The organism is Thermosinus carboxydivorans Nor1 (assembly GCF_000169155.1).
Classification (GTDB): domain Bacteria; phylum Bacillota; class Negativicutes; order Sporomusales; family Thermosinaceae; genus Thermosinus; species Thermosinus carboxydivorans.
In genome coordinates this window covers 68,323-93,912 of record NZ_AAWL01000004.1, presented here as the reverse complement: position 1 = coordinate 93,912, position 25,590 = coordinate 68,323, and the positions used below count along the sequence as shown (strand labels likewise).

Sequence of the window (25,590 nt, the reverse complement as noted above, 5' to 3'; positions counted from 1 at the left end):
GGTCGGTATGGGACTTAGTGAGCTTGCCGGGAAATACCCGTTCTTAAAAGAGAATATCCCTTTTTGGGAAAGATACCTTGCGGCTCGCGACAAAGTACTGGATATGCTGCCGGCCGTGCTGGACGTGTCTGCACTTGAGGCGGCCGGCTTTAAGGGGCGGCTTGCCCGGGGCGTACCGTTTCTGGCGGACGTGCCGGTCGGTATTGCACCGGCGGACTACGCCGCCCTTACCGGCGCCTTTGCCCGGGCAATGGCCATAGAATACAGTCCTGACTACTGGGGGGAACGGGTTCCGGCTTGGGCCGACCTTACCGTCACCCCGGACGCGCAGGGCTTTGTCCAGGCCGAAGTCCACGCGGCGGTGGCGTCGTTTCTTGAAAGCGTTGTATTACCGGACGAGGACACCGCCGGCTGGCTGGAGCCATACTGCCCGGTGTGCGGCGCCGGCGCCGCCCTGGGGTTTATCGACCAGTCGGGTAAAAAGACGCTGGTCTGCTCGCACTGCCACGCTGTCTGGCAGTACCTGCGGACGGCCTGTGGCCTGTGCGGGCACAGCCAGGAGCGCGGCGCCGTGTTTCTGAGCGCTGACGAGCTGCCCGGTTGGCGGCTGGAGCTTTGCGAGTCCTGTTCGCACTATCTTAAAGTGTTTGATATGCGGGAAGGACTGCCGGACATCATCAGCTACCCGCTATTTTACCTGACTACCTGGGAGCTTGACCTGGCAGCCCGAAGCGAAGGGCATCAGCCGGCCCTGTTTGCAATATTCGGGCGGGCCGGGTGGCTGCTGCCCCGTACCCGGCATTAATTTTCCGAAAAAAGTCGTGTCAAGCGTCAATGATTTTGTCACCTAAAAACGGTCTATGATTATGTCACTGTGGTGGTTATCTAAGCAATTGGCTCCGGTCAGAGTTTGGAATTATATCTGCAGCGCCCCGCCTGTCAAGGACATGGGCTTTGCCCGCCTTGACAGGTGGGGACTCATTTGCAGATACGGGTTGGTCAGGGGCCGGATGCCAAGGAATTCGATCCGGTGTTTAATTGTATATTTTCGGTGGAACAATTGGTTTTAGGCTTGATTAGTTGTTTACGCCAGGGTGATTGGGCGCAGGTTTGCGCGGAGTCGTAGCCCCCGTCTTTTCTTTTGGTTTGGCGGCATGTGTATTCTCATTATTTTTAAGAGGCGTGACATTTTCTCAGATCACTTTTAAGGTGACAATATCATAGAACGATCACAAAAATATATTTTTTTGTTGACAAATAGCATAATCAATACTATACTTAATTATGTCATCTGGATAATCACCCATGCGGAAGTAGCTCAGTGGTAGAGCATCGCCTTGCCAAGGCGAGGGTCGCGAGTTCGAATCTCGTTTTCCGCTCCACAAAAATCCCGGCAATAAAAATGCCGGGATTTTTCCGTGTTGCTTGTGTTTGTTTGGCAATTATGGTATCATATTATGCATGGCATAGCTGAATTGACTCTATTATGCCAAATTCGGCAATACTAACAATGAAAAACCAGCAAATGCCGCATTTTTAAAAATGAGGAGGATTACATAAATGAAGGTAACAGCGGAGAGAATAGACAATCATAAATTAGTTTTGGAAATGGAAGTACCCCAGGAAGAGGTTGCCAAAGCCTTCCAAAAAGCTTATCAAAAACTGGCTGCCCGGGTGAACATCCCTGGTTTCCGCAAAGGCAAGGCGCCGCGTAAGATTTTGGAATTGCACGTGGGCAAAGAAGTATTGAAAGACGAGGCTTTTGACCTGCTAGCTAACAAGGCCTACTGGCAAGCCCTGGACGAACAAAAGGCCGAGCCTGTAACCCGGCCGGAGATTGAAATCCTTACTTTTGAAGAAGGTAAACCCCTCCGGTTCAAGGCGACGGTAGTTACGAAACCAGAGGTAACGCTTGGCGAATACAAGGGGTTAAAGGTTGCGAAACCGGCGGCGGAAGTGACGGTCGAAGACGTGCATAAACAATTGGAAAATCTGCGCAACCGTCATGCCAAGATGGTGGTGGTAGAGGACGCCGCTTTGCAAAAAGGCGATTTCGCGATTATTGATTTTGAAGGCTTTATTGACGGCAAACCGTTTAAAGGCGGCGATGCCAAGGGTTATCCGCTGGAGGTTGGCTCCGGCAGCTTTATTCCCGGCTTCGAAGAGCAACTGCTCGGCGCTAAAGCCGGCGAAGAGCGCGAGGTCAACGTTGTTTTCCCCGAAAATTATTTCGTGCCCGAATTAGCCGGCAAAGCGTCTACCTTCAAGGTTAAAATCCACGATATCAAGCGTAAGGAACTACCTGAGTTGGATGACGACTTTGCCAAGGATGTCAGCGAGTTTGACACGTTGGAGGAATTAAAGGCCGACATCGAGAATAAACTAAAAGAGGCCGCAGCCGAGCGGGCTGAGCGGGAATTCCGCAACCAAGCCATCAAACTGGCCGTGGACAATGCTACAGTAGATATTCCGGAAGTTATGATCGAGCAGCGCATTGACGATATGGTCAGCGATTTGGATATTAATCTCCAGAACCGCGGCATGAAACTTGACGATTACCTCAAGGCCACCAAGATGGATCTGGCCGGCCTGCGGCAGAATTATCGCGAAGCGGCTGCATATAGCGTTAAAACCGACCTGGTGTTGGAGGCAATTGCCAAAGCCGAAGGGATCGAAGTCAGTGACGAAGATGTGCAGGCCGAAGTTGTTGCGATGGCGCGAAGCTATGGCGCGTCGGTCGAAGAGGTGGCGAAAATCATCCGTGAACAGGGACGCGTAGGTGCACTTTATGAAACGGTGAAACGCAAGAAAGCGGCCAAGTTGATCATCGACAGCGCCGTAGCCGAATAAGACCCAATTTGATTTCGAGGTGGTTTTTATGACATTTGTGCCGATCGTTGTTGAGCAGTCTAACCGTGGGGAACGGGCTTACGACATCTATTCCCGCCTGTTAAAAGACCGCATTGTCTTCATTGGCGGGCCTATTGACGACCATGTGGCTAATCTGGTTATTGCCCAACTTTTGTTTTTAGAGTCCGAAGATCCGGATAAAGACATTCATCTCTATATTAATAGCCCGGGCGGAGTGGTTACCGCCGGTTTGGCCATCTATGACACAATGCAGTATATCAAACCCGACGTGTCCACCATTTGCCTAGGCTCGGCGGCCAGCATGGCGGCGGTATTGCTTGCGGCCGGCGCTCCCGGCAAGCGTTATGCCTTACCTTACGCGCGCGTCATGATTCATCAACCGCTGGGCGGTGCGCAGGGCCAAGCCACTGACATTCAGATCCAGGCCCGGGAAATCCTGCGTTTGCGGGAAATCCTTAATGATATTCTCGCTCGCCATACCGGAAAACCTTTAGAACGGATCCAGCACGACACGGAGCGCGACTATTTTATGTCCAGTGAAGAAGCAAAGGAATATGGCATAATTGATGCTGTCGTGGTCCGGGGTGAGCAGCGCAAAGACGGCCGGACTGCCAGATAGAGAGGTGGTTAGATGTTGAAGTTTGGGGATGACAGGGGACAACTCAAGTGTTCCTTTTGCGGTAAATTACAGGAACAAGTCAAGAAACTGGTTGCCGGCCCCGGTGTGTACATCTGCGATGAGTGTATCGAGTTATGCAATGAGATCATCGAAGAAGAACTCAGCGAAGACATGGAGCTTGAGCTGAGAGACATACCTAAACCGAAAGAAATCAAAGAAATTCTCGACCAATATGTCATTGGCCAGGAAGAAGCGAAGAAGACGCTTGCCGTTGCCGTTTACAATCATTACAAGCGGATTAATCTCGGCAGCAAGATGGAAGATGTGGAACTGCAAAAGTCTAACATCGTCATGCTCGGTCCTACCGGTAGCGGCAAAACGCTTTTGGCGCAAACGCTGGCCAAAATTCTCAACGTTCCCTTTGCCATCGCCGACGCCACTTCCCTGACTGAGGCCGGTTATGTCGGCGAGGACGTTGAAAACATTCTGCTGAAACTCATCCAGGCTGCTGATTACGATGTAGAAAAGGCTGAAAAAGGTATTGTCTACATCGATGAAATTGACAAGATTGCCCGCAAATCGGAAAATCCGTCCATAACGCGCGATGTTTCCGGTGAGGGCGTACAGCAGGCTCTGCTCAAAATTTTGGAGGGTACTATCGCCAGCGTACCGCCGCAGGGCGGCCGTAAGCACCCGCACCAGGAATTTATTCAGATTGACACAACCAATATTCTGTTCATCTGCGGCGGCGCTTTTGATGGTATTGACAAGATTATCAGCGCCCGTACCGGTAAAAAGACGCTTGGTTTCGGGGCTGACATCAAGAGCCGGGAAAAGAAGCAGGTAGGCGAAATCCTCCGGCAAATCCTGCCGGAAGATCTCCTCAAATTCGGGCTTATTCCCGAATTTGTCGGTCGGTTGCCGGTTATCGTCACCCTTGACGCGCTTGATGAGGATGCGTTGGTGCGGATCCTGGTCGAGCCCAAAAATGCTTTGGTGAAGCAGTATCAGAAGTTTCTCGAACTTGACAACGTGCAACTGGAATTTAAGGAAGACGCGCTACGGGCCATCGCCCAGGAAGCGCTCAAGCGCAATACTGGGGCACGGGGTCTTAGGGCCATCATCGAAAACTTGATGCGCAACGTCATGTACGAGGTTCCGTCTCGCACCGACGTAACCAAGTGCATCGTCACCAAAGAAGTGGTCTTAAACAAAGAAGAACCTATATTGGTTACGGCCGACCGCAAGAGCAAGAAGAAGGAAGAAACAGCGTAAAGAAGGAGAGCAATCTCCTTCTTTCTTTTTGCCAAAAACAGCCTGATTTTGCCGGTTTTTGCCAGGATAAAAAGGTCTGCTTTGCCCATACTAAAACCACACATTCAAAGATTGCTGTGGAAAGGAGGTTTTTGGGCAAAGTGGATTACGCCGTCAACATTATCAGTTTGATCCAGTTCTTTTTTGCCGTTGTCATCGGCTTGTATTTCCTGAATCTTCTCAGGTCGCAACAGGGGAACAGGGTTGCGGTCGAACGGGAATCCAAAAAGGAAATGGACAAACTGCAGCGGCTTCGGGAGATTTCTTTGACCGAACCGCTGGCGGAAAAGACGCGGCCGTCGACTTTCGCCGAAATCGTCGGCCAGGAAGAAGGACTCAAGGCACTGAGAGCCGCACTTTGCGGGCCAAACCCACAGCATGTGCTTATCTACGGGCCGCCAGGCGTTGGCAAGACTGCTGCCGCCCGCCTGGTACTGGAAGAAGCCAAACGCAACCCGCTGTCGCCCTTTGGGCCCAATGCCAAATTTGTGGAGATGGATGCCACTACCGCCCGATTTGACGAACGCGGTATCGCCGATCCGCTTATCGGTACGGTACATGACCCAATTTACCAGGGAGCAGGAGCTCTTGGCATGGCCGGTATTCCCCAGCCCAAACCGGGAGCTGTTACCAAAGCCCATGGCGGCATTCTGTTTATCGACGAAATCGGTGAACTTCACCACATCCAGATGAACAAACTGCTTAAAGTGTTGGAAGACCGCAAGGTATTTCTGGAAAGCTCCTATTATAACAGCGAGGATACCAACATTCCTTCCCATATTCATGACATATTCCAAAACGGACTGCCGGCCGATTTCCGGTTGGTAGGTGCCACGACGCGTATGGCCCACGAAATCCCGCCGGCCATCAGGTCCCGGTGCGTTGAAATTTTTTTCCGACCGCTCCTGCCTGACGAAATTTCCCTTATCGCCGGCAATGCCGCCAAAAAAATCGGTTTTGGCCTCGAGGACGGCGTGCTCGATATTGTCAAACGCTATGCTACCAGCGGGCGTGAGGCGGTGAATATTATCCAGATTGCAGCCGGTATTGCCCAGAATGAGGGCAATAAGACCATTACCCGCGCCCACGCCGAATGGGTAATAAACTTTGGCCAGTACAATCCCCGGCCGGACAAAAAAATTCCTGCGCAGCCCATGGTCGGTTTGGTCAATGGCTTAGCCGTTTTCGGGCCGAATATCGGCACAGTGATGGAGGTAGAGGTATCGGCTGTTCCTAACACTTACGGCACGGGGAAACTAACGGTGACAGGCGTAGTGGATGAAGAGGAAATCGGCGGCTCGGGCCGGACGATGCGGCGTAAGAGCATGGCCAAGGGCTCGCTCGATAATGTACTTACGGTATTAGCTAATCATTTTGGCATAGACTGCCACAAGTACGACATCCATGTCAACTTTCCCGGCGGTGTGCCCATTGATGGCCCGTCAGCGGGCGTTACGGTGTTAACGGCGATTTATTCGGCGCTGCACAAAATACCGATTGATAACACGGTTGCCATGACGGGAGAAATCTCCATCCGCGGTCTGGTCAAGCCGGTAGGAGGCGTCAGCGCCAAAGTAATGGCAGCCAAGCAGGCCGGGGCGCGAAAAGTTCTCATTCCGCGGGAAAATTGGCAAGAGCTGTTTAAAAACATGGATATTGAAGTGATTCCTGTCGATACGGTTGAGGATGTGCTGCGTCATGCCCTCGTGCAGACTGCCGACCAGGCGCCCCGCCTTGAAGTTGTGGCGCCAAAACCGGAACTACTAACGGCGGCAGGGGTTCAAAGGTAGAAAAGTGGGCCTTCCCAGGCTCACTTTTTCTTTCCTCAAAGTATGGATAAAAGGGATTTTCCGCTTGGCTAAGAATATTTATAAATACATGCGTTGAAACTAACACTGACGTTTCGTGCGTGCGCAAAGGAGGCCCTTTTTATGTCTAAAAAAAGGCGTTTTATCCCGCTTTTGCCGCTGCGGGGCATTCTTGTCTTTCCGTACATGATCATTCATCTGGACGTAGGGCGGGAGAAGTCCATCAGCGCCTTGGAAGAGGCAATGGTGCACGACCGGCTGATTATGCTGGCGTCACAGAAGGACGCGCAAAATGACCGGCCCGAGCCTGACGATATTTTCCGCATTGGTACCATAGCTGAAATTAAGCAGCTCCTCAAGCTGCCGGGTGGAACCATCCGCGTTTTGGTTGAAGGACTGCACCGCGCCCAAATTCTGCGTTACACTGAACTTGACCCCTTTTTTCAGGTGGAAATCGAGGAATTCGATGAAATTCAAACCAAGACGCCGGAAATTGAGGCGCTTACCCGCACCGCCATCAGCCAATTTGAGCAATGGGTAAAGTTGAGCAAAAAAATCCCGCCGGAAACGCTCATATCCGTGGTGACAGTGGAAGAGCCTGGCCGGCTGTCAGATCTGATTGCCAGCCATTTAGCCTTGAAAATTGAAGATAAGCAGGCGCTGCTCGAAGCCGTAGGCTACAAGGAACGTTTGGAAAAACTGTGCGAAATTCTCGGGCGGGAAATGGAAATCCTGGAACTGGAAAAGAAAATTAACGTTCGAGTCCGCAAGCAGATGGAGAAAACGCAAAAAGAATATTATCTGCGCGAGCAGCTCAAGGCCATTCAAAAAGAGCTCGGCGAAAAGGACGACCGGCTGGCGGAAGCGGACGAGTATCGGCAGCGCCTTAAGGAACTTGATATTCCAAAAGAAGTAGCGGAAAAGATAAATAAGGAAATCGAGCGCTTGGAGAAGATGCCGCCCATGGCGGCGGAGAGCGCTGTTATCCGTACATACCTCGACTGGCTGCTCGCCCTGCCGTGGACGAAAGAAACGACCGACCGCCTGGATATTGCTGTTGCCGAAAAAATCCTTGACGAAGATCATTATGGCCTGCAGAAAGTCAAGGAACGCATCCTCGAGTATTTGTCGGTTCGCAAATTGACTGAAACCATGAAAGGCCCCATTCTCTGCCTGGTCGGGCCGCCCGGTGTCGGTAAGACTTCGCTGGCTCGTTCCATTGCCCGGGCGATGGAGCGCAAGTTCGTCCGGGTGTCGCTCGGCGGCGTGCGTGATGAGGCTGAGATCCGCGGTCACCGCCGGACCTATGTGGGCGCCCTGCCGGGGCGGATAATTCAGGGCATGCGCACCGTCGGCTCGAAAAATCCGGTTTTCCTGCTGGACGAAATCGACAAAATGAGTGCCGATTTTCGTGGCGACCCCTCGGCGGCGCTGCTGGAAGTGCTTGATCCTGAGCAAAATAACACCTTCAGCGACCACTATATTGAGGTGCCGTTTGACTTGTCGCGCGTGCTGTGGGTGGTGACGGCCAACGTTATGCACAACATCCCGCGGCCCCTGCTCGACCGGATGGAGGTTATCTCCATTCCTGGTTATACGGAAGAGGAAAAGGTGCAAATCGCCAAACGCTATCTCATTCCCAAGCAGACCCGCGATCATGGTCTCAGCGAAGGGCAGATCATCTTTTCGGAAGGCACCATTCAGAAAGTAATTCGTGATTATACCCGCGAAGCGGGTGTGCGCAACCTGGAACGCAATATCGCCGGGTTGTGCCGCAAGGCGGCGCGGCAAATTGTCCAGGAGCAGCGCACAGCGGTCAAAATCACGGCCCAAAACCTCCACACTTTTTTAGGCGCCCCCAAGTATCGTCACGCCCAAGCGGAAAAAAGCCCGCAGGTAGGTGTCGCTACCGGCTTGGCCTGGACCGAAGTGGGCGGCGATGTGCTGGCTGCCGAAGTCTCGATTATGAAAGGCAAAGGCAAGCTAACGCTTACGGGTCAGTTGGGCGAAGTGATGCGGGAATCGGCGCAGGCCGGCTTTACCTATATTCGCACCCGGGCCAAGGAGCTTGGCATTGATGAAGAGTTTCATGAAAAAACCGATATTCATATTCATCTGCCGGAAGGTGCCATCCCGAAGGACGGTCCATCGGCCGGCATCACCATGGCCACAGCGGTAGCGTCTGCTTTGACCGGCCAGCCGGTACGTTCAGATCTCGCCATGACCGGGGAAATTACGCTGCGCGGGCGCGTCCTGCCGGTAGGGGGCATTAAAGAAAAAGTATTGGCCGCTCACCGGGCCGGGATTAAGAAAGTCATCCTTCCTCAGGAAAATCGGCGGGATTTAGAAGAAATTCCGGCCAACGTCAAGCGCAGTCTTGAGTTTATCTTTGTAGAACATATGGACGAAGTGCTTCGGGCCGCCCTGGTGACGGATAATGGCTGATATGCAACTTAATGTCATCAAAGCCCAATATGTTGCGTCAGCCGTGCGGCCCGACCAGTATCCGCCGGAAGAATTGCCCGAAATCGCGTTCATTGGCCGCTCCAATGTGGGTAAATCGTCATTAATTAATTCATTGTGCCGTCATCATGGGCTGGCGCGGGTCAGTGCCAGCCCTGGCAAGACCCAAACCATTAATTATTATGTTGTGACCGCCAAACTGCCCAACGAACGGCGGCTGGAATGGTATTTGGTCGACCTTCCCGGTTACGGCTACGCACGGGCGGGCCAAACCCAACGTCGGCAGTGGACCAGGTTTGTCGAAGAGTACTTTCTCCGTTCGCCGCGCCTGAAACTGGTGTGCCAGTTGGTTGACCTCCGCCATCCGCCGCAGGCCAGCGATGTGGCTATGTACGGTTGGTTGAAAACGCATAACCTGCCGGTGCAGGTGGTGGCCACCAAAACGGATAAAATCGGCCGTACCCACGTAGCGCGGCATTTGGCGGCGATTAAAAACGGGTTAAAGCTGGAAACGGGCGGGATTATCGCCTATTCAGCCCTTAATGGGCAGGGGCGGGACGACCTTCTTGACGTAATTGGCCAAATTTTGCTAAAATAAGCTCATCGGTAAGCGGGGATGCGATGCGGCGTCCCTGCTAATTATCTAAATGCGAGATTGTCTCGATATTTAAGAGGAAAGGCGATTCCATGCTTACTCAGTTCGATAAAGCTTTGCTAAATATTATCCAAACCGATTTGCCGCTCGCTAAGCGGCCTTTTGCCGAGCTGGCTAAGCGGCTGGGCGTCGACGAGGCCACGGTCATTGACCGGCTGCGCGCGCTCAAGGCCCTTGGCTACATCCGGCGGATCGGGCCGTTCTTTGATTCCGCCCGGCTGGGGTATGTGGGCACGCTGGCGGCCGTGCGCGTCAGGCCGGACAAAATAAGGGAAGTAGCGGAAGCGATTAATGCCTTCCCGGGTGTTACCCATAATTACGAGCGGGAAGGGGACTACAACTTATGGTTTGCGCTCCTCTCGCCAAGCAAGGAGGCCCAGTGCCGCGTCCTCCGGCACATTGGCAGCCTCGACGGAGTGGACAAGCTGATTAGCCTGCCGGCAACCAGGAAATACAAAGTAAGCGTTAAGTTCACGCTTGGGTAGGCAGGTGGGAGTATGTTGGACGCCTTAGATAAAAAGATTATTGCCGCTATGCAAGACGAATTTCCGCTGGTGAGCGATCCCTACCGCGTCGTTGCCGAGCGGCTGGGCATCAGTGAAGACGAACTCTTGCAGCGGCTGGAGCGGTACCGGCAAACAGGGCAACTCCGGAAAATGGGTGCCGTTCTTCGTCATCGCGAGGTGGGCTATGCGGCCAATGCTCTCTGCGCCTGGGTGGTAACGCCGGAGCGCGAAGAAGAGGTAGGGAGGTTGATGGCTGCCCATCCTGCTGTTACCCATTGCTACAGCCGGTTGCCGGCCGAAGGCTGGCCGTACAACTTCTACACCATGGTTCATGCCCACACCCGCGATGAATGCCGGGAAGTGGTCGAAGCGTTGGCCCGGGCCGCCGGGTTGGACCAATATGTTATGCTGTTCAGCACCCGGGAATGGAAAAAAACGAGTATGCACTATTTTCGAGAGGACGAAGAACAATGTTAAAAAGTTTTGCTGATGTACTCGCGGCGGTTAAAGGATTACCGCCCCGGCGGGTGGCGGTGGCTGCCGCGCAGGATGACGCCGTCCTTGAGGCCGTCAGAGGGGCGAAAGAACAGGGCATCGCCGATTTTATCCTGATAGGCGACCAGGACAAGATTGAACGTACCGCGGCGAAAATCGGCGTCAGTCTGGATGGGCTAACAATCGTCCATGAGGCCGACGACCGCCAGGCCGCCTATCGTGCCGTGGCCATGGTCTCAGGCGGGGAAGCGGATGTGCTGATGAAAGGCCTTATCAACACCGCCGATTTACTACGGGCCGTCCTGGATAAAGAGGTTGGGCTGCGTACCGGCAGGGTGCTTAGCCATGCCGCCGTCTTTGAAGTGCCTGGCTTTGACCGCTTGCTCATTGTTACTGACGGCGGCATGAACATCGCGCCAACTCTCGCGCAAAAGGCCGATATCATCCAAAATAGCGTCGGTTTGGCCAAGGTATTGGGCATTAGCCCTGCCAAGGTCGCGGCGCTTGCCGCCGTGGAAGTGGTTAATCCTGATATGCCGGCGACGCTGGATGCCGCCGCGCTGGCCAAGATGGCCGACCGGGGCCAGATTAAAGGCGCGGTCGTTGATGGTCCGCTCGCCCTCGACAATGCGATTAATCTTGAAGCGGCCAGACATAAAGGCATAGCGAGTCCAGTAGCCGGTCTGGCTGATATTTTGTTGGTTCCTAATATTGAAGTGGGTAACGCCTTGGGCAAATCGCTTATTTACTTTGCCCGCGGTCGCATGGCCGGTCTTATTCTCGGCGCGGCCAAACCGGTTATCGTGACTTCCCGGGCCGATACGCACGAAGGGAAAATCATGTCCATTGCCTTAGGGGCTTTGCTCGGACCAAAAAGAAAATTATTTAAAATAAAAAAAGGAACTTGTCCGGGAAAAGCGAATTGTAAAAAGTGTTGGCCTGACCACCTGTCCATTAGACTATAAATAATATTATGGGACATGGGAAAACTACATGGGTAGGAATGCCTGCTTTTTCAAGGCGGGACTCTGGGCCGCTTAGCCAGGGTATATGAAGGTACGGTACATACCGGCCTTTGTATATAAACCGGTGTATAATTTTTCAGGAGGTGCTCTTATGGCCGAAGTTTCACTGCAAGGTGAACAAAGAGTATTCATGACAGGCAATGAAGTCGTTGCCTGGGCTGCCGTTGCAGCCAAAGTCGACATTATGTACGGCTATCCCATCACGCCGCAAAACGAGATCATGCATTACTGGACGCGGCTTGCGCCCAAGTACGGCAAGAAGTTTCTCCAGGTTGAGGACGAAATTTCCGCCGGCTTTACCACGCTGGGCGGTGTAATTTCCGGCAGAAAAGCCTTCACCGCCACCGCCGGCCCGGGCAACGTACTGATGCAGGAGTCGGCAACCATGGCCGAGATGATGCGCTTGCCGATTGTCTATATCATTCAACAGCGCGGCGGCCCCTCTACCGCTACCGTTATTTACTCGCAGCAGGAGGTAACGCTGACCACTTTCGGCGGCAATGGCGAAGGACACCGCATTGTGTATTCTACCGCCACTCACCAGGAATTGTTTGACTATACCATCAAGGCCTTCAATTCCGCCTGGACTTACCGGTTCCCCACCTTTGTGCTTGGCGACGGCTACCAGGCCAAAATGCGCGAGCCGCTGACCATTTATGATCCCGAAGCGCGCGGCATCAAGCTCGTCAAACCGGAGCCCATTCTTGGCGATACTACGCCTGGCAAACAGTTTAAGCACATCCGCAATACATATAACACCGAAGACGAGTTATATGAAGTGGTCATGGCCAATCAGCGCGATTGGGAAGCCATGGCGCCGAAAGTTGTCGAATGGGATGCGAAAGACTGTGCCGACGCCGATGTGATTATTCTTACCCATGGCGTGGTATTCCGTGCCGCTCAGGGAGCGCATAGCCAATTCCGCAATGAAGGCAAGAAGGTCGGCTACTTCCGCCCCATTACGCTCCGTCCGTTCCCTGTCGAGCAGCTCCGTGAGGCCGCAAAAACAGCCAAGAAAATTTTCATTGCCGAGTCTTCGTACGGACAGCTTATGAAACTTGTCCAACAGGCGCTGTACGGCATGAATGTGGAACTTGTTCCTATGTTGCGGCCGGGCGTCGGCATCACCACCGAGGAAATCTACGAAGAAGTATCCAAACTGTTAGGGTAGGAGGGGAAGATTATGCAAGAACTGAAAGAGCAAGGTATTCTTCAGCCGGCGATGCCGTCAAGCTGGAACGAAGAATCAAAACCGCATAAATTCTGTCCGGGCTGCGGTCATGGCATTATTCTCAAGTGTCTGGGCGAGGCCATTGACGAGCTGGGGATCAAGGACAAAATGGTCTTTGGGTGTGACATCGGCTGTTCACTCTTGGCCTGGGACTTCTTTGCCGTTGACTCGGTTCAAACCCACCATGGCCGGACGACGCCGGTTATTGTCGGCATGAAACGGGCCAATCCGGAATTGATTGGCGTTGCCTATATGGGCGACGGCGGCGGTTACGCTATCGGATCGCAGCACCTCTTCAACGCCGCGGTGCGCAATGAAAAAATTACGATTATTCTTTGCAATAACTGTAACTACGGCATGACCGGCGGTCAAATGGCGCCGACTACGCTGCCGGGGATGAAAACCGAGACCTCGCCGTACGGTCGTGACGTCGAACAGACCGGCCTGCCGACCAAGGGTCCGGAAATGGTCGCCGCCGTAGCCCCCGAAGGCGCCTATGTGGCCCGGGGTACCATTGCCAACCCCCGCCAGCTGAAAGGCTTCATTAAAAAGGCGCTGGAAAACCAAATGGCCGGCAACGGGATATCTTTTGTCGAGGCGCTGTCTGGTTGCCCGACCAACTGGCGGACCAACGCCAAACAAACGTGGGAATTCATCGAGAAAGAAATGACGCAATACTTTAAAGTCGGCGAACTGCGCGTGCCGCAAGTAAAGGAGGGCTAACACATGGCGAAAGTTACCAAGATCGCTCTGGCCGGCGAAGGTGGCCAAGGCGTTCAGTCCATTGCGGAAATTCTGGCGGAAGCCGCTAACGAAGAGGGCAAGAACGCGCTGTATATTCCTAACTTCGGCGTTGAGCAGCGTGGCGGCGTGTCCATTGCCTATGTGCAAATCAGTGACGGCCCTATTGGCGCTCCCAAGTTCCAGAAGGCCGACATTCTTATTCCCCTTAGCCCTCGCGCCGTCCGCCGCACCAAACTGCATGCCGGCCGCAACACCGTTTATATCTATGACAACTCTCTCATCCAGGAAGGCGAAGTCAACGATAATATCGTTGGTTTGCAATATATGGACGTGACGCCGCCGAACCCAGCCGCCGGCATGCCGAATTCCGCCGAGGCGCCGGCAGCAGGCCAACCTAATCAGGATTTGCCGCAAGACATGATTGCCGGTGAACCTAAGACCGCTTCGTTCACCGTACCCGGCCCCGGCGTTGATCCGGCGGATATTCCCGCGCAAGTTAAGCGCGTCATTCCGATTCCGGCCAACGACATCGCGAAAAACGAACTACACCCCCGCGTTTTCAATATGATTATTCTCGGGGCAGTTATCGCTGCGACGGAAGTGCTGCCGCTTGAGACAATCAAGCGAGCCCTGGAAACCAAACTGGGCGATAAATTTAAAGCCAATCCGGAGCTTCGCGATATGAACTTTAAAGCCCTTGAGCGCGGCTACGAAATTATTAAGGGTTCGATGTAAGGAGGGGAAACAATGGCCAAAGTTAACTGGGAATCGGTAAAATACGAAAGCAGCAAAGGCCAGTGGAGTATATTCCCGGGACTGTGCAAGGGCTGCGGGCTGTGCATGGAAAAATGTCCGGTTAAATGCATCGGCTGGTCCGAAGGGCTGGGCGTTTATGGTACGCCGCGCGTCGAAGCCAATATGGAAAAATGCATTGTCTGCGGTATCTGCCAAATGATTTGCCCCGATTGCGCCATTCGGGTTGAGAAAAAGAAATAGTAGACGGTAACAGGGCGATAGTGTATTATAAAAAAAGACTCTTACGCAGGTGATCACATGACCAAAACTACCATGTTTGCCTTAGTCGAGGCTGATTTATTGGCTGTTGAGCAGGCGCTGTCAGAAATAATACACTCGCCCGTTGACCAACTTACTCAGGTGGGAAGGCACTTATTGCAGGCGGGCGGCAAACGGTTGCGGCCCGCCTTGTATCTTTTGTGCGCCAAAAGCCGTCAGGTCGAGACAGCATCACTGCTGCCAATTGCGGTGGCTATCGAAATGATCCATATGGCTACTTTGGTTCACGATGACGTTATCGACAATGCCGCGACCCGCCGGGGATTGCCTACGGCCAACTCCCGCTGGGGCAACCATGTATCCGTCCTGTCGGGCGACTTTTTATTTGCCAAGGCTTTTTCGACGGTGGCCAAACATGCCACTCCCGCCATGCTGCGCATCCTCACCGATGTAGTATGTTCCATGTGCGAGGGGGAAATTTTGCAAATTCGGGATACGTTTAGCGCCGAGCAGTCGGAAGAGGATTACTTGGTGCGGATAGCCAAGAAAACCGCCGATTTTATCGCGGCTAGTTGCGAATTGGGCGGCCTGTCGGCAGGCCTTGCGCCGGACGAGGTGGCGGCTCTGCGCCGGTACGGGCATGCGGTGGGTATGGCCTTTCAGATTACCGACGATATTCTGGATATCACTGCTTCTTCAGCCCAACTAGGCAAGCCGGCGGGCAATGACCTGCGGCAGGGCATTATCACCCTGCCGGTGTTATACGCTTTGCAGCACAGCCCCCGCCGGGAAGAATTGCGCCGACTGGTTATCAGCCGCGACATGGATGAACCTGGTCTTAAGCAAGGACTGGCGATTGTGCAGGACAGTGGCGGCATCGAGTATGCTTACGAGTATGTCAGCCGTTATCTGCAAGAAGCTCGTTTAGCCTTACCGGCCGGTCTCGATGGCGCCATTCGCCAAACGCTTATCGCTATCGCCGATTTTGTCGGATTGCGTAAGTATTGATAGGAGGCAGGGCGATATGTTTAAGCCGGTTAAGACGCGGAAAGTGTATGAAGAAATTGTCGAGCAGATCAAGCAGTTAATTGTCGAGGGCAAACTGCAGCCAGGCGATAAGCTGCTTTCTGAGCGCGAACTCAGCGAGCGGCTGAATGTCAGCCGGGCGTCGGTGCGTGAAGCCTTTAGCGCCCTGGAAATGATGGGGATTATCACCATCCGCCCAGGCGAGGGCAGTTTTGTTCGGCAGGTTTCCTACGAGGGGATGCTGGAGCCGCTATCCTTTCTTTTGCAGGTCGATGCGGCTGACGTTCTGCAACTGTTGGAAGTACGCAAAATCCTGGAGGTGGAAACGGCGGCGCTCGCTGCCTTGCGGGCCACGCCGCAGGACCTGGAGGACATTTACCGGGCGATGAACAGCATGGTTGAGCAGGTAAACGCCGGCGATATTGGCGACTTGGGCGACGCTGCTTTTCATTGCAGCCTGGCGCGGGCGACGAACAACATGGTACTGATCAAAGTCATGAATACCATTACTGACTTGATGAACAATACGTTTCGCTCTTCCCGCCAGCGGCTTTTTTTGGTGGAACATATGCCGGAGGCCCTTCATCGGTCGCACTGCGCCATTTATGAAGCTGTCGCCGCGAAGGATGCGCAACTGGCGCGGGCGCGAATGCGCGACCATTTGGCGATGGTGGAACAGGCTATGCTCAAATTGAAAAACGGCAAGGTTAATATTGTTATTAAAAACTTTGAACATAATGATAAAATTGCGGCGGATAGCAAGAACAAAAAGGATTTTAAGCAGTCGTCGTAGAATTAAGTTCATAACGTTTATGAACTAAATGAACTTTAACGGCGACTTCTTTTTTTTGCAAAACAATTTCACGAATATTCCTAAAAGTTAGGTTTTTCACGTGTTATAACTGCAAAGAGCAGGCATATAAGTATTTTATATGGCGTTAAGTGTTAGCCGATGACTATCTCAGTATTCTTAAAATTGGTACAATAGTGTTGGCGTAATGCTGAGGTAGTTAAGAAAACCATGGGGCGCAAGGAGGTGACAAGAGCACAAAAAATTTCCCCAATAATAGAAATTAAAAAGCAAGGGAGTGTATTTAATGACGTGGACGCAAGTGTATAATCCCCTTGGCAACATTGGACTTTCGGCATTGGTTGCCGCTATTCCGCTCTTCATTCTTTTATATATGCTCGGCGTCAGACGGTCAAAAGGTCATCATGCCGCGATTGTTGGCGTGACTTCGGCGGTGCTGCTGGCCATTTTGGTCTGGGGCATGCCTGCCGGGCTCGCCATCAGCGCTACCTTAAACGGCGCCATGTTCGGTATTTTCCCTATTGTGTGGATTGTTGTTACTGCCATCTGGGTTTATAATATGACGGTTGAATCCGGTGAGTTTGAAATTATTAAAAATTCATTAGCCTCTATTACCGATGACCGCCGCCTCCAAGCGCTGTTCATCGCCTTCGCCTTCGGTTCCTTCATTGAAGGTACGGCCGGTTTCGGCACGCCGGTGGCGATTACGGCCGCCATGCTGGTGGGTCTGGGCTTCAACCCCATCTATGCTGCCGGTATCTGTCTCATTGCTAACACCGCACCGGTAGCCTTCGGCGCTATCGGTATACCAATTGTCGTCGCCGCCAACGTTACCCAGCTTGATATGATGCATATCAGCCAGATCGTTGGCCGCCAGTTGCCGTTCCTGTCTATCATTGTGCCGCTATGGCTGGTCGTGACCATGTGCGGGTGGAAGCGGGCTATGGAAGTGCTGCCGGCTGTGCTGGTCGCCGGCATCTGCTTCGCCGGCACGCAGTTCATTACTTCCAACTATGTTAATCCCTATCTGCCGGATATTACCTCGGCCGTTGTCACCATTGTCGGTCTGCTCGTTTTCCTGAAAGTATGGAAGCCGGCGAACGTCTGGCATTTCCCCAACGAAAAACCTGCCGCGACGGGTGGGGTGAAGCTCCAGTACACGACCGGTGAAGTGCTCCGCGCCTGGGCGCCATACATCATCCTGGCGGTGCTGGTCTTCCTGTGGGCTGACGACAAATATCTGAAACTCAAGCTGAGTCTGCTGAACATCGACAAAGCGATGCCCTGGTTTACGATTAGCTGGCCGGGTCTTGACGGCCTGGTTATGAAAGCGGCGCCGGTTGTCGCCAAACCGTCTCCCTACCCGGCTAAATATGTTGTCAATATTTTCTCTGCCGCCGGTACGGCCATTTTCCTCTCCGGCCTGCTGTCGTTATTCATCATTCCCAACTACGGTTTTGGTCGGGCGATGGCTTGCTTCGGCCGGACGATTAAGCAGCTCATCTATCCTATCTTTACTATTGCCATGATCCTTGGCCTGGCATATATCATGAACTACTCCGGCATGAGCTCGACGCTAGGCTTGGCTTTCACCGCCACCGGCGCCCTGTTCCCCTTCTTTTCACCGATTTTGGGCTGGCTCGGCGTGTTCCTGACCGGTTCGGACACCTCGTCCAACGCGCTCTTTGGCTCGATGCAGAAGACGGCGGCCCAGCAGATTGGCGTCGATCCCAATCTGACGGTAGCGGCCAACTCGTCGGGGGGCGTTTGCGGCAAGATGATTTCACCGCAAAGCATCTCGGTCGCGACGGCGGCAACCGGCCTGGTAGGCGAAGAAGGCACCATCTTCCGCTTCACGCTGTGGCACAGTATTGCGATGATTCTCTTCATGGCCGTGTTGACTTACCTGCAGGCATACGCTTTGCGCTGGATGTTGCCTTAGTAGAATAGTGTTATCGCGGCGGGTTTTATGCCCGCCCGTTTTTCTCAGAGGGGGAAGGAAGGCAATGGAACAATGGGTTATTAAAGCTTTGGCCGAAATTGTTGGCTGGGAAAATGTGCTGACCTCGCCGGAGGAATTAATTTGCTACGGCTATGATGCCACGCCCGGCTTTGCCCGTGTGCCGGAGGTTATCGTCCGGCCGGCAGACAAAAATGAAGTGTCCCGCATCCTAACCCTGGCCAATCGCGAAAAAATTCCTGTCTATACGCGCGGTTCGGGAACCAACCTCAGCGCCGGCGTTGTCCCGATGGATGGAGGAATTGTCTTATCCACCGTGCGGATGAATTCCATCCTGGAGATTGATCCGGAAAATTTCATCGCCGTTGTTGAGCCGGGAGTCATTGTGGCCGAGCTCAATGCGGCGGTGGAAAAGTATGGTCTTATTTATCCGCCCGATCCCGGCACAGTCACCACTGCTTCGATGGGCGGCACGGTTGCGGAAAACTCGGGCGGCCTGCGCGGCCTTAAATACGGCGTGACCAAGCATTACGTACTGGGCTTGGAAGTTGTACTGGCCGATGGCCAAATTGTTGAGTTTGGCGGGCGCACGCCGCGGGCGCCCGGCTACGATATGGCTATGCTGTTTACCGGTTCAGAAGGCACCCTCGGCGTCATCACCAAGATTATTGTCCGGCTGGTGCCGGCACCAACCCATCGCAAGAGCATGATTGCCGTATTTCACGACCTTAACGGCGCTGGTAAATCAATCGCCGATATTATTGGCAACAAAATTATCCCGGCAACCCTGGAAATTATGGACAACTATACCATTCGCACGGTGGAAAGTTTTGTCAAACTGGGACTGCCGGTCGAAGCCGAGGCGATTATTTTGGCTGAGGTTGACGGTGACGAGGCCACCGTCGAACAGGACGCCGTCAAGATGGAGAAAATTCTGCGCGAAAATGGCGGTCAGGTACGAGTGGCTACTAGCGCTCAGGAACGGGACCAGATCTGGGCGGCCCGCCGGGCGGCATTGCCGTCGCTGGCCAAGCTGCGACCGTCCACCTTCTGCGAAGATGCCACCGTGCCGCGCAGCAAGGTGCCTGACATGGTGCGCCGCATAACGGAAATCGCCCAAAAATACGACGTGCAAATCGGTACTTTCGGCCATGCCGGTGACGGCAATCTTCATCCGACGCTTGTATCCGACCTACGCAACAATAGCGAAATGGAACGGGTCTACAAGGCTATGGACGAGATTTTCCTGACCGCACTCGAGCTGGGTGGTACGTTATCCGGCGAGCACGGCATTGGCCTGGGCAAACTGAAATATATGCCCGACCAATTTGGCGAGGTAGGTATGGATGTTATGCGAGTCATTAAAAAGGCCTTGGACCCCAATGGTATCCTTAATCCCGGCAAACTGGTTGGTCAACTGCAGTAGTGTGAAAAGAGTGGTGGCTGCGGCCGCCACTCCAGTTTCTTGTCAATGTTGGCATCCCTCCTGGTAGGGGGGTGGAGGTCGTTGTATTTTTCCAGGGCGGGCGGTATAATAGTAGTGGGCAAAAACTCGTAAACAAAATTTAAAGAACAGGAAGTGACACCATGTTTAATCTTGGCATTCCGGAACTTATTCTAATTTTAGTTATCGCCTTGGTGGTCTTTGGTCCGGGCAAGCTGCCGGAAGTCGGCCGGGCTTTGGGCAAGGGCATTCAGGAATTCCGGCGGGCGACGGCAGGTGAGCCGACTAAGGAAGAACTAAAGGCCGAAGCTAAAGCAGAAGAGAAGAAGTAAGGAGTGGCGAAATGGCGGAGACCAAACCGGGGCTTCAGGACGAGCAAGCGGGCGCTCTGCCGCAAACCGAAGCCCAGGCTGCCGATACTGACGGTGGCGCGGAAATGTCGCTTATTGATCATCTGGAGGAACTGCGCCGCCGGTTGATTATATCGCTGGCGGCCGTGGCTGCGGGCAGTATTGTTTGTTATTTTTATGCTCAGGAGCTTGTGCATTACATAACCGCTCCCGCCGGCAAACTATACTATATGAATCCGGCTGAAGCGTTTTTCACCTATCTTAAGGTGTCCTTTTTTGCCGGATTTTTGCTGGCCCTGCCAGTCGTTTTATATCAGATGTGGGCTTTTGTCGTGCCGGCTCTGACCAAACGGGAGCGGCAAGCATCGCTGATTTTGGTGCCAGCGTCGCTGGCGCTGTTCTTTCTGGGGCTGGCCTTTTCGTATTTTCTCGTGCTGCCGGCCGGCGTTAAGTTTTTCATCGGTTTTGCTACCGAAGACTTGCAGCCGATGTTCTCGATCGGCCAATACCTTTCGTTTGTCATTTCGTTTTTGCTGCCTTTTGGCGTGATTTTTGAACTGCCTTTGCTCATATTTATCATGGCGAAATTTGGGCTTATCAGTTCGGCCTATCTGGTGGCCAAGCGGAAAATTATGCTGGTTATGGCTTTTGTCGTGGGCGCTGTAATTTCGCCGACGCCCGACGTTTTTTCGCAGACCATGGTGGCCATTCCCTTACTCCTTCTGTATGAAATCAGTATTTTGGTTGTGAAGTATATTCTGCGCAAGTAAGATAAACTATGGATAGAAGTTTCCGAAAGGAGCATAGTTTTGGCCTTTAACGACTTACGGGAATTTATCGCGGCGCTGGAGCGGCGCGGCTGGCTGAAGCGCATAACGGCGCCGGTAGACTGTGAGCTGGAAATTACGGAAATTACCGACCGGGTGTGCAAACGTCAGGGCGACAAGAACGTGGCCCTGCTGTTTGAAAATGTTAAGGGTTATGATATTCCGGTGCTGATGAATGCTTTCGGCAGTATGGAGCGCATGGCTTTGGCTCTGGGGGTTGACAAGGTCGACGACATCGCCGACGAAATCCGCCGGCTGATTAAATTGCCGCAAGCGTCACTGCAGGGCGCTTTCGATGTGCTTAAACTGCTGCCAGCCCTGAAACCGGCGTTTAATTTTCCAAAAATCGTAAAAACCGGCCCGTGCAAAGAGGTCATTATCCGGGATAATCCTTCCTTGGACAAGTTTCCCATCCTTAAGTGTTGGCCCGGAGACGCTGGCCGGTTTATCACCCTGCCGCTCGTATTCACCAAGAACCCCACGACCGGCAAGCGCAATGTCGGGATGTACCGCATGCAGGTCTATGACGGGCAAACGACTGGGATGCACTGGCATATCCACAAAGGTGGGGCGGAAAACTACCGGGCTCATAAGGAAGCGGGCAAAAACCGGGTTGAGGTGGCAGTGGCAATCGGCGGTGATCCGGTGGTAACCTATGCAGCAACGGCGCCGCTGCCGCCCGGCATGGATGAAATGGTGTTCGCCGGCTTCCTGCGCAAAAAGCCGGTCGAAATGGTGAAATGCGAGACCGTTGACCTGGAAGTGCCGGCAACGAGTGAAATTGTCCTGGAAGGCTATGTCGATCTGAACGAATTGCGCCGGGAAGGTCCTTTTGGCGACCATACCGGTTATTATTCACTGGCCGACCTTTATCCCGTCTTTCATATCACCTGTATTACCCACCGCCGTGATCCCATCTATCCGGCGACCATCGTTGGCAAGCCGCCGATGGAGGATTGCTACCTGGCCAAGACGACAGAACGGATTTTCCTGCCGCTCTTGCAGCTGCAGCTGCCGGAAATCGTGGACATCAACCTGCCGCTGGAAGGGGTATTTCACAACTGTGCCGTCGTATCGATCCGCAAAAGCTACCCCCAACATGCCAAAAAAGTAATGCATGCCCTGTGGGGCATGGGGCAGATGATGTTTACCAAAATGATCATCGTGGTCGATGCCCATGTCAATGTCCAGGACATGAACGAAGTGTGGTGGCGTGTTTTTAACAACATTGACGCCCGCCGCGACATCGTCATGGTTGACGGTCCGCTTGACGCCCTTGACCACGCTTCGCCGATGCCGCACTGGGGAACCAAGGTGGGCATCGACGCTACCAAAACCTGGCCGGAGGAAGGTCACCCGCGCGAGTGGCCTGATGAGATTGCCATGTCTGACGACATTCGCCGCCAGGTAGACGCCAGATGGGCCGAACTTGGGCTGGATTAGGGCGAAACTTGACAGGTTTGGCCATTTATTGCTATGATAATGCTAACATTGGCAAGCGGCGATGACGGGAAGGAGTAGCCCCATGCCCCGCCAGAGAGAGCGCTCCCTGGGCTGCAAGGGCGCTTCGGATTAGCATGTGGCCAAGTCGTCCCCGAGCCGGCAGGCTGAAGGGTGAGTAGGTCTGCCCGCACGGCCGGGGCGTTATTCCGGCAAGAGTGTCCGCTCAAGTAAGCGGGAATAAAGGTGGTACCGCGGAAGTAGGCCTTTCGTCCTTTAGGAGGATGAAGGCTTTTTATTTTTGGGCGAAAAAAGACAGGAGGTTTACGCATGGAGGAAAAAACCATCCCGACCGTCTATGATCCGGCGACGGTGGAAAGCAAATGGTACAAATATTGGGAAGACGAGGGTCTGTTCCACGTCGAAGTGGAACCGGACAAAGAGCCGTTTAGTATCGTTATTCCGCCGCCCAACGTTACCGGGCAGCTTCACATGGGCCACGCCCTTGACAATACGCTCCAGGATATCCTTATTCGCTTTAAGCGCATGCAGGGTTACAACACGCTATGGATGCCCGGTACCGACCATGCCGGCATCGCTACCCAGATCAAGGTCGAAGAGATGTTGGCCAAGGAAGGGCTAACCCGCTACGACCTTGGCCGGGAAAAGTTTATTGACCGCGTCTGGGAATGGAAACGGCAGTATGGCAGCCGCATCATCAAGCAGCTCAAGAGCCTTGGCGCATCTTGCGACTGGGTGCGTGAGCGGTTTACCATGGATGAAGGTTGTTCGCGGGCAGTGCGGGAAGTTTTTGTTTCCCTTTATGAAAAAGGTCTTATCTACCAGGGTAACCGCATTACCAACTGGTGCCCCCGGTGTAAAACGGCGCTTAGCGACATCGAGGTGGAACATGAAGAAAAGAGCGGTCACCTCTACCATGTACGGTATCCGGTGGAGGGAATGGACGGCGAATATGTTACTGTTGCCACCACTCGGCCGGAGACCATCCTGGGCGATACTGCGGTAGCCGTACATCCCGACGATGCCCGGTACCGCCATTTGGTCGGCAAACAGCTGATTTTGCCGCTGGTAGGGCGGCGGCTGCCAATCGTGGCCGACGAGTATGTCGACCCATCGTTTGGCACCGGTGCGGTGAAAGTGACGCCGGCTCACGACCCGAACGACTTTGAAATAGGTCTAAGGCATCAGCTGCCGGAAATTATTGTCATCAATCCGGATGGTACCATGGCGGAAAATACCGGTAAATACGCCGGGATGGATCGCTACGAATGCCGGCAGGTTCTTGTCCGGGATTTAAAAGAGCAGGGCTATCTTGTCCGTATTGACGAACATGTTCATTCCGTCGGCCACTGCCAGCGCTGCAGCACCGTCGTCGAGCCCCTGATATCCAAACAGTGGTTTGTCCGGATGAAGCCGCTGGCTGAACCGGCGATTGAAGCGGTTGCCTCCGGTAAAATCAAGTTTGTTCCCGAGCGGTTTACCAAGATTTATATTAATTGGCTGGAGAATATCCGCGACTGGTGCATTTCCCGCCAAATCTGGTGGGGCCATCGCATTCCCGCCTGGTACTGTGAATGTGGCGAGACCATTGTATCTCGTGAGGATGTCAGCTGCTGCCCGAAATGCGGCGGTAAGGTCGAGCAGGACCCGGACGTGCTGGATACCTGGTTCAGTTCGGCCCTCTGGCCCTTTTCGACCATGGGCTGGCCGGAAAAGACGGCCGAACTTGCTCATTTCTATCCGACAAGCGTGCTGGTAACCGGTTATGATATTATCTTTTTCTGGGTCGCGCGTATGGTTTTCATGGCCATGGAATTTCAACGGGAAATTCCTTTCCGGTATGTCTTTATTCACGGCTTGGTGCGCGACGCTCAGGGTCGGAAAATGAGCAAGTCTTTGGGTAATGGCATTGATCCGCTGGAAGTAATCGAAAAGTACGGCGCCGACACGCTTCGCTTTACCCTGGTGACCGGCAACACACCGGGCAATGATATGCGGTTTTATTGGGAACGCGTCGAATCAAGCCGCAACTTTGCCAATAAAATTTGGAACGCTTCGCGGTTTGTGCTCATGAACCTCGACGGCTTTGATGCCGCCGCCCAGCCCGATCCTGCCCGGTTTGCCCTGGCCGACCGCTGGATCTTAAGCCGCTACGCGCAAACCGTTGCCGATGTGACGGCCAACCTGGAGAAGTTTGAACTGGGCGAGGCGGCCCGGCTGCTGTATGAATTCATTTGGAACGAATACTGTGACTGGTACATCGAACTAACCAAGGGGCGGCTGTACCGCAAAGAAAATGCCCAAGATCGGGAGACGGCGCAGTATGTCCTGTGGTATGTCCTGCGCGGTACCCTGGAGCTGCTGCATCCATTCATGCCCTTCATCACCGAAGCTATCTGGCAGGCGCTGCCCCATGACGGCAAAAGCATTGTCGTCGCTCCTTGGCCGAAGGAGCAGCCTGAGCTAATCGATGTTGAGGCAGAGCGGCACATGACGGCCATCATGGACACCATTAAAGCCGTGCGCAATATGCGGGCCGAAGTCAACGTGCCGCCGGGCAAAAAGAGCGAGGTCATTCTCCATGTTGGCGCAGATGAGCTGGCGGAAGTGTTCCGGAAAAACATCGCCTATTTGCAGGCGCTGGCTGCCGCCGAGCCTGTTGCCATTTGCGGCACCGACGCTGCCAAACCCGAAAACGCCATGGCGGCTGTGGTTAGCGGGGTGGAAGTATATCTTCCCCTCAAGGGACTGATTGATGTGGAAAAAGAAACAGCCCGCCTAAGCAAAGAACTGGCGGGGATAGAAAAAGAAATTGCCCGCATCGCCGGTAAACTGGCCAACCCCGGCTTTCTGGCCAAAGCTCCTGCCGATGTGGTGGAGAAAGAGCGGGCCCGGGAACGGGAGTACCAGGAAAAACGGGCGGCCATTCTTGAACGGCTCGCCTATCTGGCTAAACTGGCCTAAGG

22 protein-coding genes and 1 tRNA gene are annotated in these 25,590 nt (G+C 53.6%); all 23 read left to right on the top strand.

The window, feature by feature from the left end; all coding sequences use genetic code 11:
• The first annotated feature begins 7 nt into the window (after window positions 1-7).
• The 23 genes from TCARDRAFT_RS04500 (at window position 8) to TCARDRAFT_RS04390 (ending at window position 25,588) form a co-directional block, all read left to right on the top strand.
• Window positions 8-805 carry a formate dehydrogenase accessory protein FdhE domain-containing protein gene (locus tag TCARDRAFT_RS04500; protein WP_007288832.1) on the top strand — a complete coding sequence of 266 codons (798 nt, stop codon included), beginning with the start codon at window positions 8-10 and terminating at the stop codon, window positions 803-805.
• A 502-nt stretch (window positions 806-1,307) separates the two neighbouring features.
• Window positions 1,308-1,382: transfer RNA gene (locus TCARDRAFT_RS04495), tRNA-Gly, on the top strand.
• 178 nt (window positions 1,383-1,560) lie between these two features.
• On the top strand, window positions 1,561-2,850 hold the full coding sequence (tig, locus tag TCARDRAFT_RS04490) for a trigger factor (RefSeq protein ID WP_007288831.1): 1,290 nt from the start codon (window positions 1,561-1,563) through the stop codon (window positions 2,848-2,850).
• A gap of 28 nt (window positions 2,851-2,878) precedes the next feature.
• Window positions 2,879-3,490, top strand: coding sequence for an ATP-dependent Clp endopeptidase proteolytic subunit ClpP (clpP, locus tag TCARDRAFT_RS04485; protein WP_007288830.1), 612 nt, complete (start codon window positions 2,879-2,881; stop codon window positions 3,488-3,490).
• Window positions 3,491-3,502: 12 nt separating this feature from the next.
• Window positions 3,503-4,765: an ATP-dependent Clp protease ATP-binding subunit ClpX gene (gene clpX, locus TCARDRAFT_RS04480; protein ID WP_007288829.1), complete on the top strand. Its 1,263-nt coding sequence runs from the start codon at window positions 3,503-3,505 to the stop codon at window positions 4,763-4,765.
• A gap of 140 nt (window positions 4,766-4,905) precedes the next feature.
• Entirely contained in the window at window positions 4,906-6,594 is a 1,689-nt protein-coding gene (lonB, locus tag TCARDRAFT_RS04475) for an ATP-dependent protease LonB (protein ID WP_007288828.1), read from the top strand.
• 141 nt (window positions 6,595-6,735) lie between these two features.
• Window positions 6,736-9,057: an endopeptidase La gene (gene lon / locus TCARDRAFT_RS04470; RefSeq protein WP_007288827.1), complete on the top strand. Its 2,322-nt coding sequence runs from the start codon at window positions 6,736-6,738 to the stop codon at window positions 9,055-9,057.
• The gene (yihA, locus tag TCARDRAFT_RS04465; RefSeq protein ID WP_007288826.1) at window positions 9,050-9,673 is read left to right on the top strand and encodes a ribosome biogenesis GTP-binding protein YihA/YsxC; all 624 of its coding nucleotides are present in this window, start codon (window positions 9,050-9,052) and stop codon (window positions 9,671-9,673) included. Before lon ends, yihA begins: the two co-directional genes overlap by 8 nt.
• A gap of 89 nt (window positions 9,674-9,762) precedes the next feature.
• A complete protein-coding gene (gene ahbA, locus TCARDRAFT_RS04460; protein ID WP_007288825.1) occupies window positions 9,763-10,215 on the top strand; it encodes a siroheme decarboxylase subunit alpha in 453 nt (150 codons plus the stop codon).
• A 12-nt stretch (window positions 10,216-10,227) separates the two neighbouring features.
• Entirely contained in the window at window positions 10,228-10,713 is a 486-nt protein-coding gene (ahbB, locus tag TCARDRAFT_RS04455; RefSeq protein ID WP_007288824.1) for a siroheme decarboxylase subunit beta, read from the top strand.
• The gene (gene ptb / locus TCARDRAFT_RS04450) at window positions 10,707-11,696 is read left to right on the top strand and encodes a phosphate butyryltransferase (RefSeq protein WP_007288823.1); all 990 of its coding nucleotides are present in this window, start codon (window positions 10,707-10,709) and stop codon (window positions 11,694-11,696) included. Before ahbB ends, ptb begins: the two co-directional genes overlap by 7 nt.
• A 151-nt stretch (window positions 11,697-11,847) precedes the next feature.
• Window positions 11,848-12,927, top strand: coding sequence for a pyruvate flavodoxin/ferredoxin oxidoreductase (locus TCARDRAFT_RS04445; protein ID WP_007288822.1), 1,080 nt, complete (start codon window positions 11,848-11,850; stop codon window positions 12,925-12,927).
• A gap of 12 nt (window positions 12,928-12,939) precedes the next feature.
• Complete coding sequence (locus TCARDRAFT_RS04440; protein ID WP_007288821.1) at window positions 12,940-13,710, top strand: thiamine pyrophosphate-dependent enzyme; 771 nt, start codon at window positions 12,940-12,942, stop codon at window positions 13,708-13,710.
• Between the two features lie 3 nt (window positions 13,711-13,713).
• Complete coding sequence (locus tag TCARDRAFT_RS04435) at window positions 13,714-14,466, top strand: 2-oxoacid:acceptor oxidoreductase family protein (RefSeq protein ID WP_007288820.1); 753 nt, start codon at window positions 13,714-13,716, stop codon at window positions 14,464-14,466.
• A 12-nt stretch (window positions 14,467-14,478) separates the two neighbouring features.
• Window positions 14,479-14,727, top strand: a complete 249-nt coding sequence (locus tag TCARDRAFT_RS04430; RefSeq protein WP_007288819.1) for a 4Fe-4S binding protein — start codon at window positions 14,479-14,481, stop codon at window positions 14,725-14,727.
• 57 nt (window positions 14,728-14,784) lie between these two features.
• Window positions 14,785-15,753, top strand: coding sequence for a polyprenyl synthetase family protein (locus TCARDRAFT_RS04425; protein WP_007288818.1), 969 nt, complete (start codon window positions 14,785-14,787; stop codon window positions 15,751-15,753).
• Window positions 15,754-15,769: 16 nt separating this feature from the next.
• A complete protein-coding gene (locus TCARDRAFT_RS04420) occupies window positions 15,770-16,564 on the top strand; it encodes a FadR/GntR family transcriptional regulator (RefSeq protein ID WP_007288817.1) in 795 nt (264 codons plus the stop codon).
• A 304-nt stretch (window positions 16,565-16,868) separates the two neighbouring features.
• Window positions 16,869-18,524, top strand: coding sequence for an L-lactate permease (locus tag TCARDRAFT_RS04415; protein WP_007288816.1), 1,656 nt, complete (start codon window positions 16,869-16,871; stop codon window positions 18,522-18,524).
• 64 nt (window positions 18,525-18,588) lie between these two features.
• Window positions 18,589-19,968 (top strand): FAD-binding oxidoreductase, encoded by a 1,380-nt coding sequence (locus TCARDRAFT_RS04410; RefSeq protein WP_007288815.1) that lies wholly within the window; start codon window positions 18,589-18,591, stop codon window positions 19,966-19,968.
• Between the two features lie 161 nt (window positions 19,969-20,129).
• On the top strand, window positions 20,130-20,318 hold the full coding sequence (gene tatA, locus TCARDRAFT_RS04405) for a twin-arginine translocase TatA/TatE family subunit (RefSeq protein WP_007288814.1): 189 nt from the start codon (window positions 20,130-20,132) through the stop codon (window positions 20,316-20,318).
• A gap of 11 nt (window positions 20,319-20,329) precedes the next feature.
• Window positions 20,330-21,106, top strand: coding sequence for a twin-arginine translocase subunit TatC (gene tatC, locus TCARDRAFT_RS04400; RefSeq protein ID WP_007288813.1), 777 nt, complete (start codon window positions 20,330-20,332; stop codon window positions 21,104-21,106).
• Between the two features lie 39 nt (window positions 21,107-21,145).
• Window positions 21,146-22,606: a menaquinone biosynthesis decarboxylase gene (locus tag TCARDRAFT_RS04395; RefSeq protein ID WP_007288812.1), complete on the top strand. Its 1,461-nt coding sequence runs from the start codon at window positions 21,146-21,148 to the stop codon at window positions 22,604-22,606.
• Window positions 22,607-22,933: 327 nt separating this feature from the next.
• Window positions 22,934-25,588, top strand: a complete 2,655-nt coding sequence (locus TCARDRAFT_RS04390) for a valine--tRNA ligase (protein ID WP_007288811.1) — start codon at window positions 22,934-22,936, stop codon at window positions 25,586-25,588.
• The last annotated feature ends 2 nt before the right edge of the window (window positions 25,589-25,590 follow it).

Excerpts from the sequence above, each read along its gene's own strand:
- TCARDRAFT_RS04500 (WP_007288832.1), top strand. The coding sequence starts at position 8 with ATGGGACTTAGTGAGCTTGCCGGGAAATACCCGTTCTTAAAAGAGAAT.
- tig (WP_007288831.1), top strand. The coding sequence starts at position 1,561 with ATGAAGGTAACAGCGGAGAGAATAGACAATCATAAATTAGTTTTGGAA.
- clpP (WP_007288830.1), top strand. The coding sequence starts at position 2,879 with ATGACATTTGTGCCGATCGTTGTTGAGCAGTCTAACCGTGGGGAACGG.
- clpX (WP_007288829.1), top strand. The coding sequence starts at position 3,503 with ATGTTGAAGTTTGGGGATGACAGGGGACAACTCAAGTGTTCCTTTTGC.
- lon (WP_007288827.1), top strand. The coding sequence starts at position 6,736 with ATGTCTAAAAAAAGGCGTTTTATCCCGCTTTTGCCGCTGCGGGGCATT.
- yihA (WP_007288826.1), top strand. The coding sequence starts at position 9,050 with ATGGCTGATATGCAACTTAATGTCATCAAAGCCCAATATGTTGCGTCA.
- ahbA (WP_007288825.1), top strand. The coding sequence starts at position 9,763 with ATGCTTACTCAGTTCGATAAAGCTTTGCTAAATATTATCCAAACCGAT.
- ahbB (WP_007288824.1), top strand. The coding sequence starts at position 10,228 with ATGTTGGACGCCTTAGATAAAAAGATTATTGCCGCTATGCAAGACGAA.
- ptb (WP_007288823.1), top strand. The coding sequence starts at position 10,707 with ATGTTAAAAAGTTTTGCTGATGTACTCGCGGCGGTTAAAGGATTACCG.
- TCARDRAFT_RS04445 (WP_007288822.1), top strand. The coding sequence starts at position 11,848 with ATGGCCGAAGTTTCACTGCAAGGTGAACAAAGAGTATTCATGACAGGC.
- TCARDRAFT_RS04440 (WP_007288821.1), top strand. The coding sequence starts at position 12,940 with ATGCAAGAACTGAAAGAGCAAGGTATTCTTCAGCCGGCGATGCCGTCA.
- TCARDRAFT_RS04435 (WP_007288820.1), top strand. The coding sequence starts at position 13,714 with ATGGCGAAAGTTACCAAGATCGCTCTGGCCGGCGAAGGTGGCCAAGGC.
- TCARDRAFT_RS04430 (WP_007288819.1), top strand. The coding sequence starts at position 14,479 with ATGGCCAAAGTTAACTGGGAATCGGTAAAATACGAAAGCAGCAAAGGC.
- TCARDRAFT_RS04425 (WP_007288818.1), top strand. The coding sequence starts at position 14,785 with ATGACCAAAACTACCATGTTTGCCTTAGTCGAGGCTGATTTATTGGCT.
- TCARDRAFT_RS04420 (WP_007288817.1), top strand. The coding sequence starts at position 15,770 with ATGTTTAAGCCGGTTAAGACGCGGAAAGTGTATGAAGAAATTGTCGAG.
- TCARDRAFT_RS04415 (WP_007288816.1), top strand. The coding sequence starts at position 16,869 with ATGACGTGGACGCAAGTGTATAATCCCCTTGGCAACATTGGACTTTCG.
- TCARDRAFT_RS04410 (WP_007288815.1), top strand. The coding sequence starts at position 18,589 with ATGGAACAATGGGTTATTAAAGCTTTGGCCGAAATTGTTGGCTGGGAA.
- tatA (WP_007288814.1), top strand. The coding sequence starts at position 20,130 with ATGTTTAATCTTGGCATTCCGGAACTTATTCTAATTTTAGTTATCGCC.
- tatC (WP_007288813.1), top strand. The coding sequence starts at position 20,330 with ATGGCGGAGACCAAACCGGGGCTTCAGGACGAGCAAGCGGGCGCTCTG.
- TCARDRAFT_RS04390 (WP_007288811.1), top strand. The coding sequence starts at position 22,934 with ATGGAGGAAAAAACCATCCCGACCGTCTATGATCCGGCGACGGTGGAA.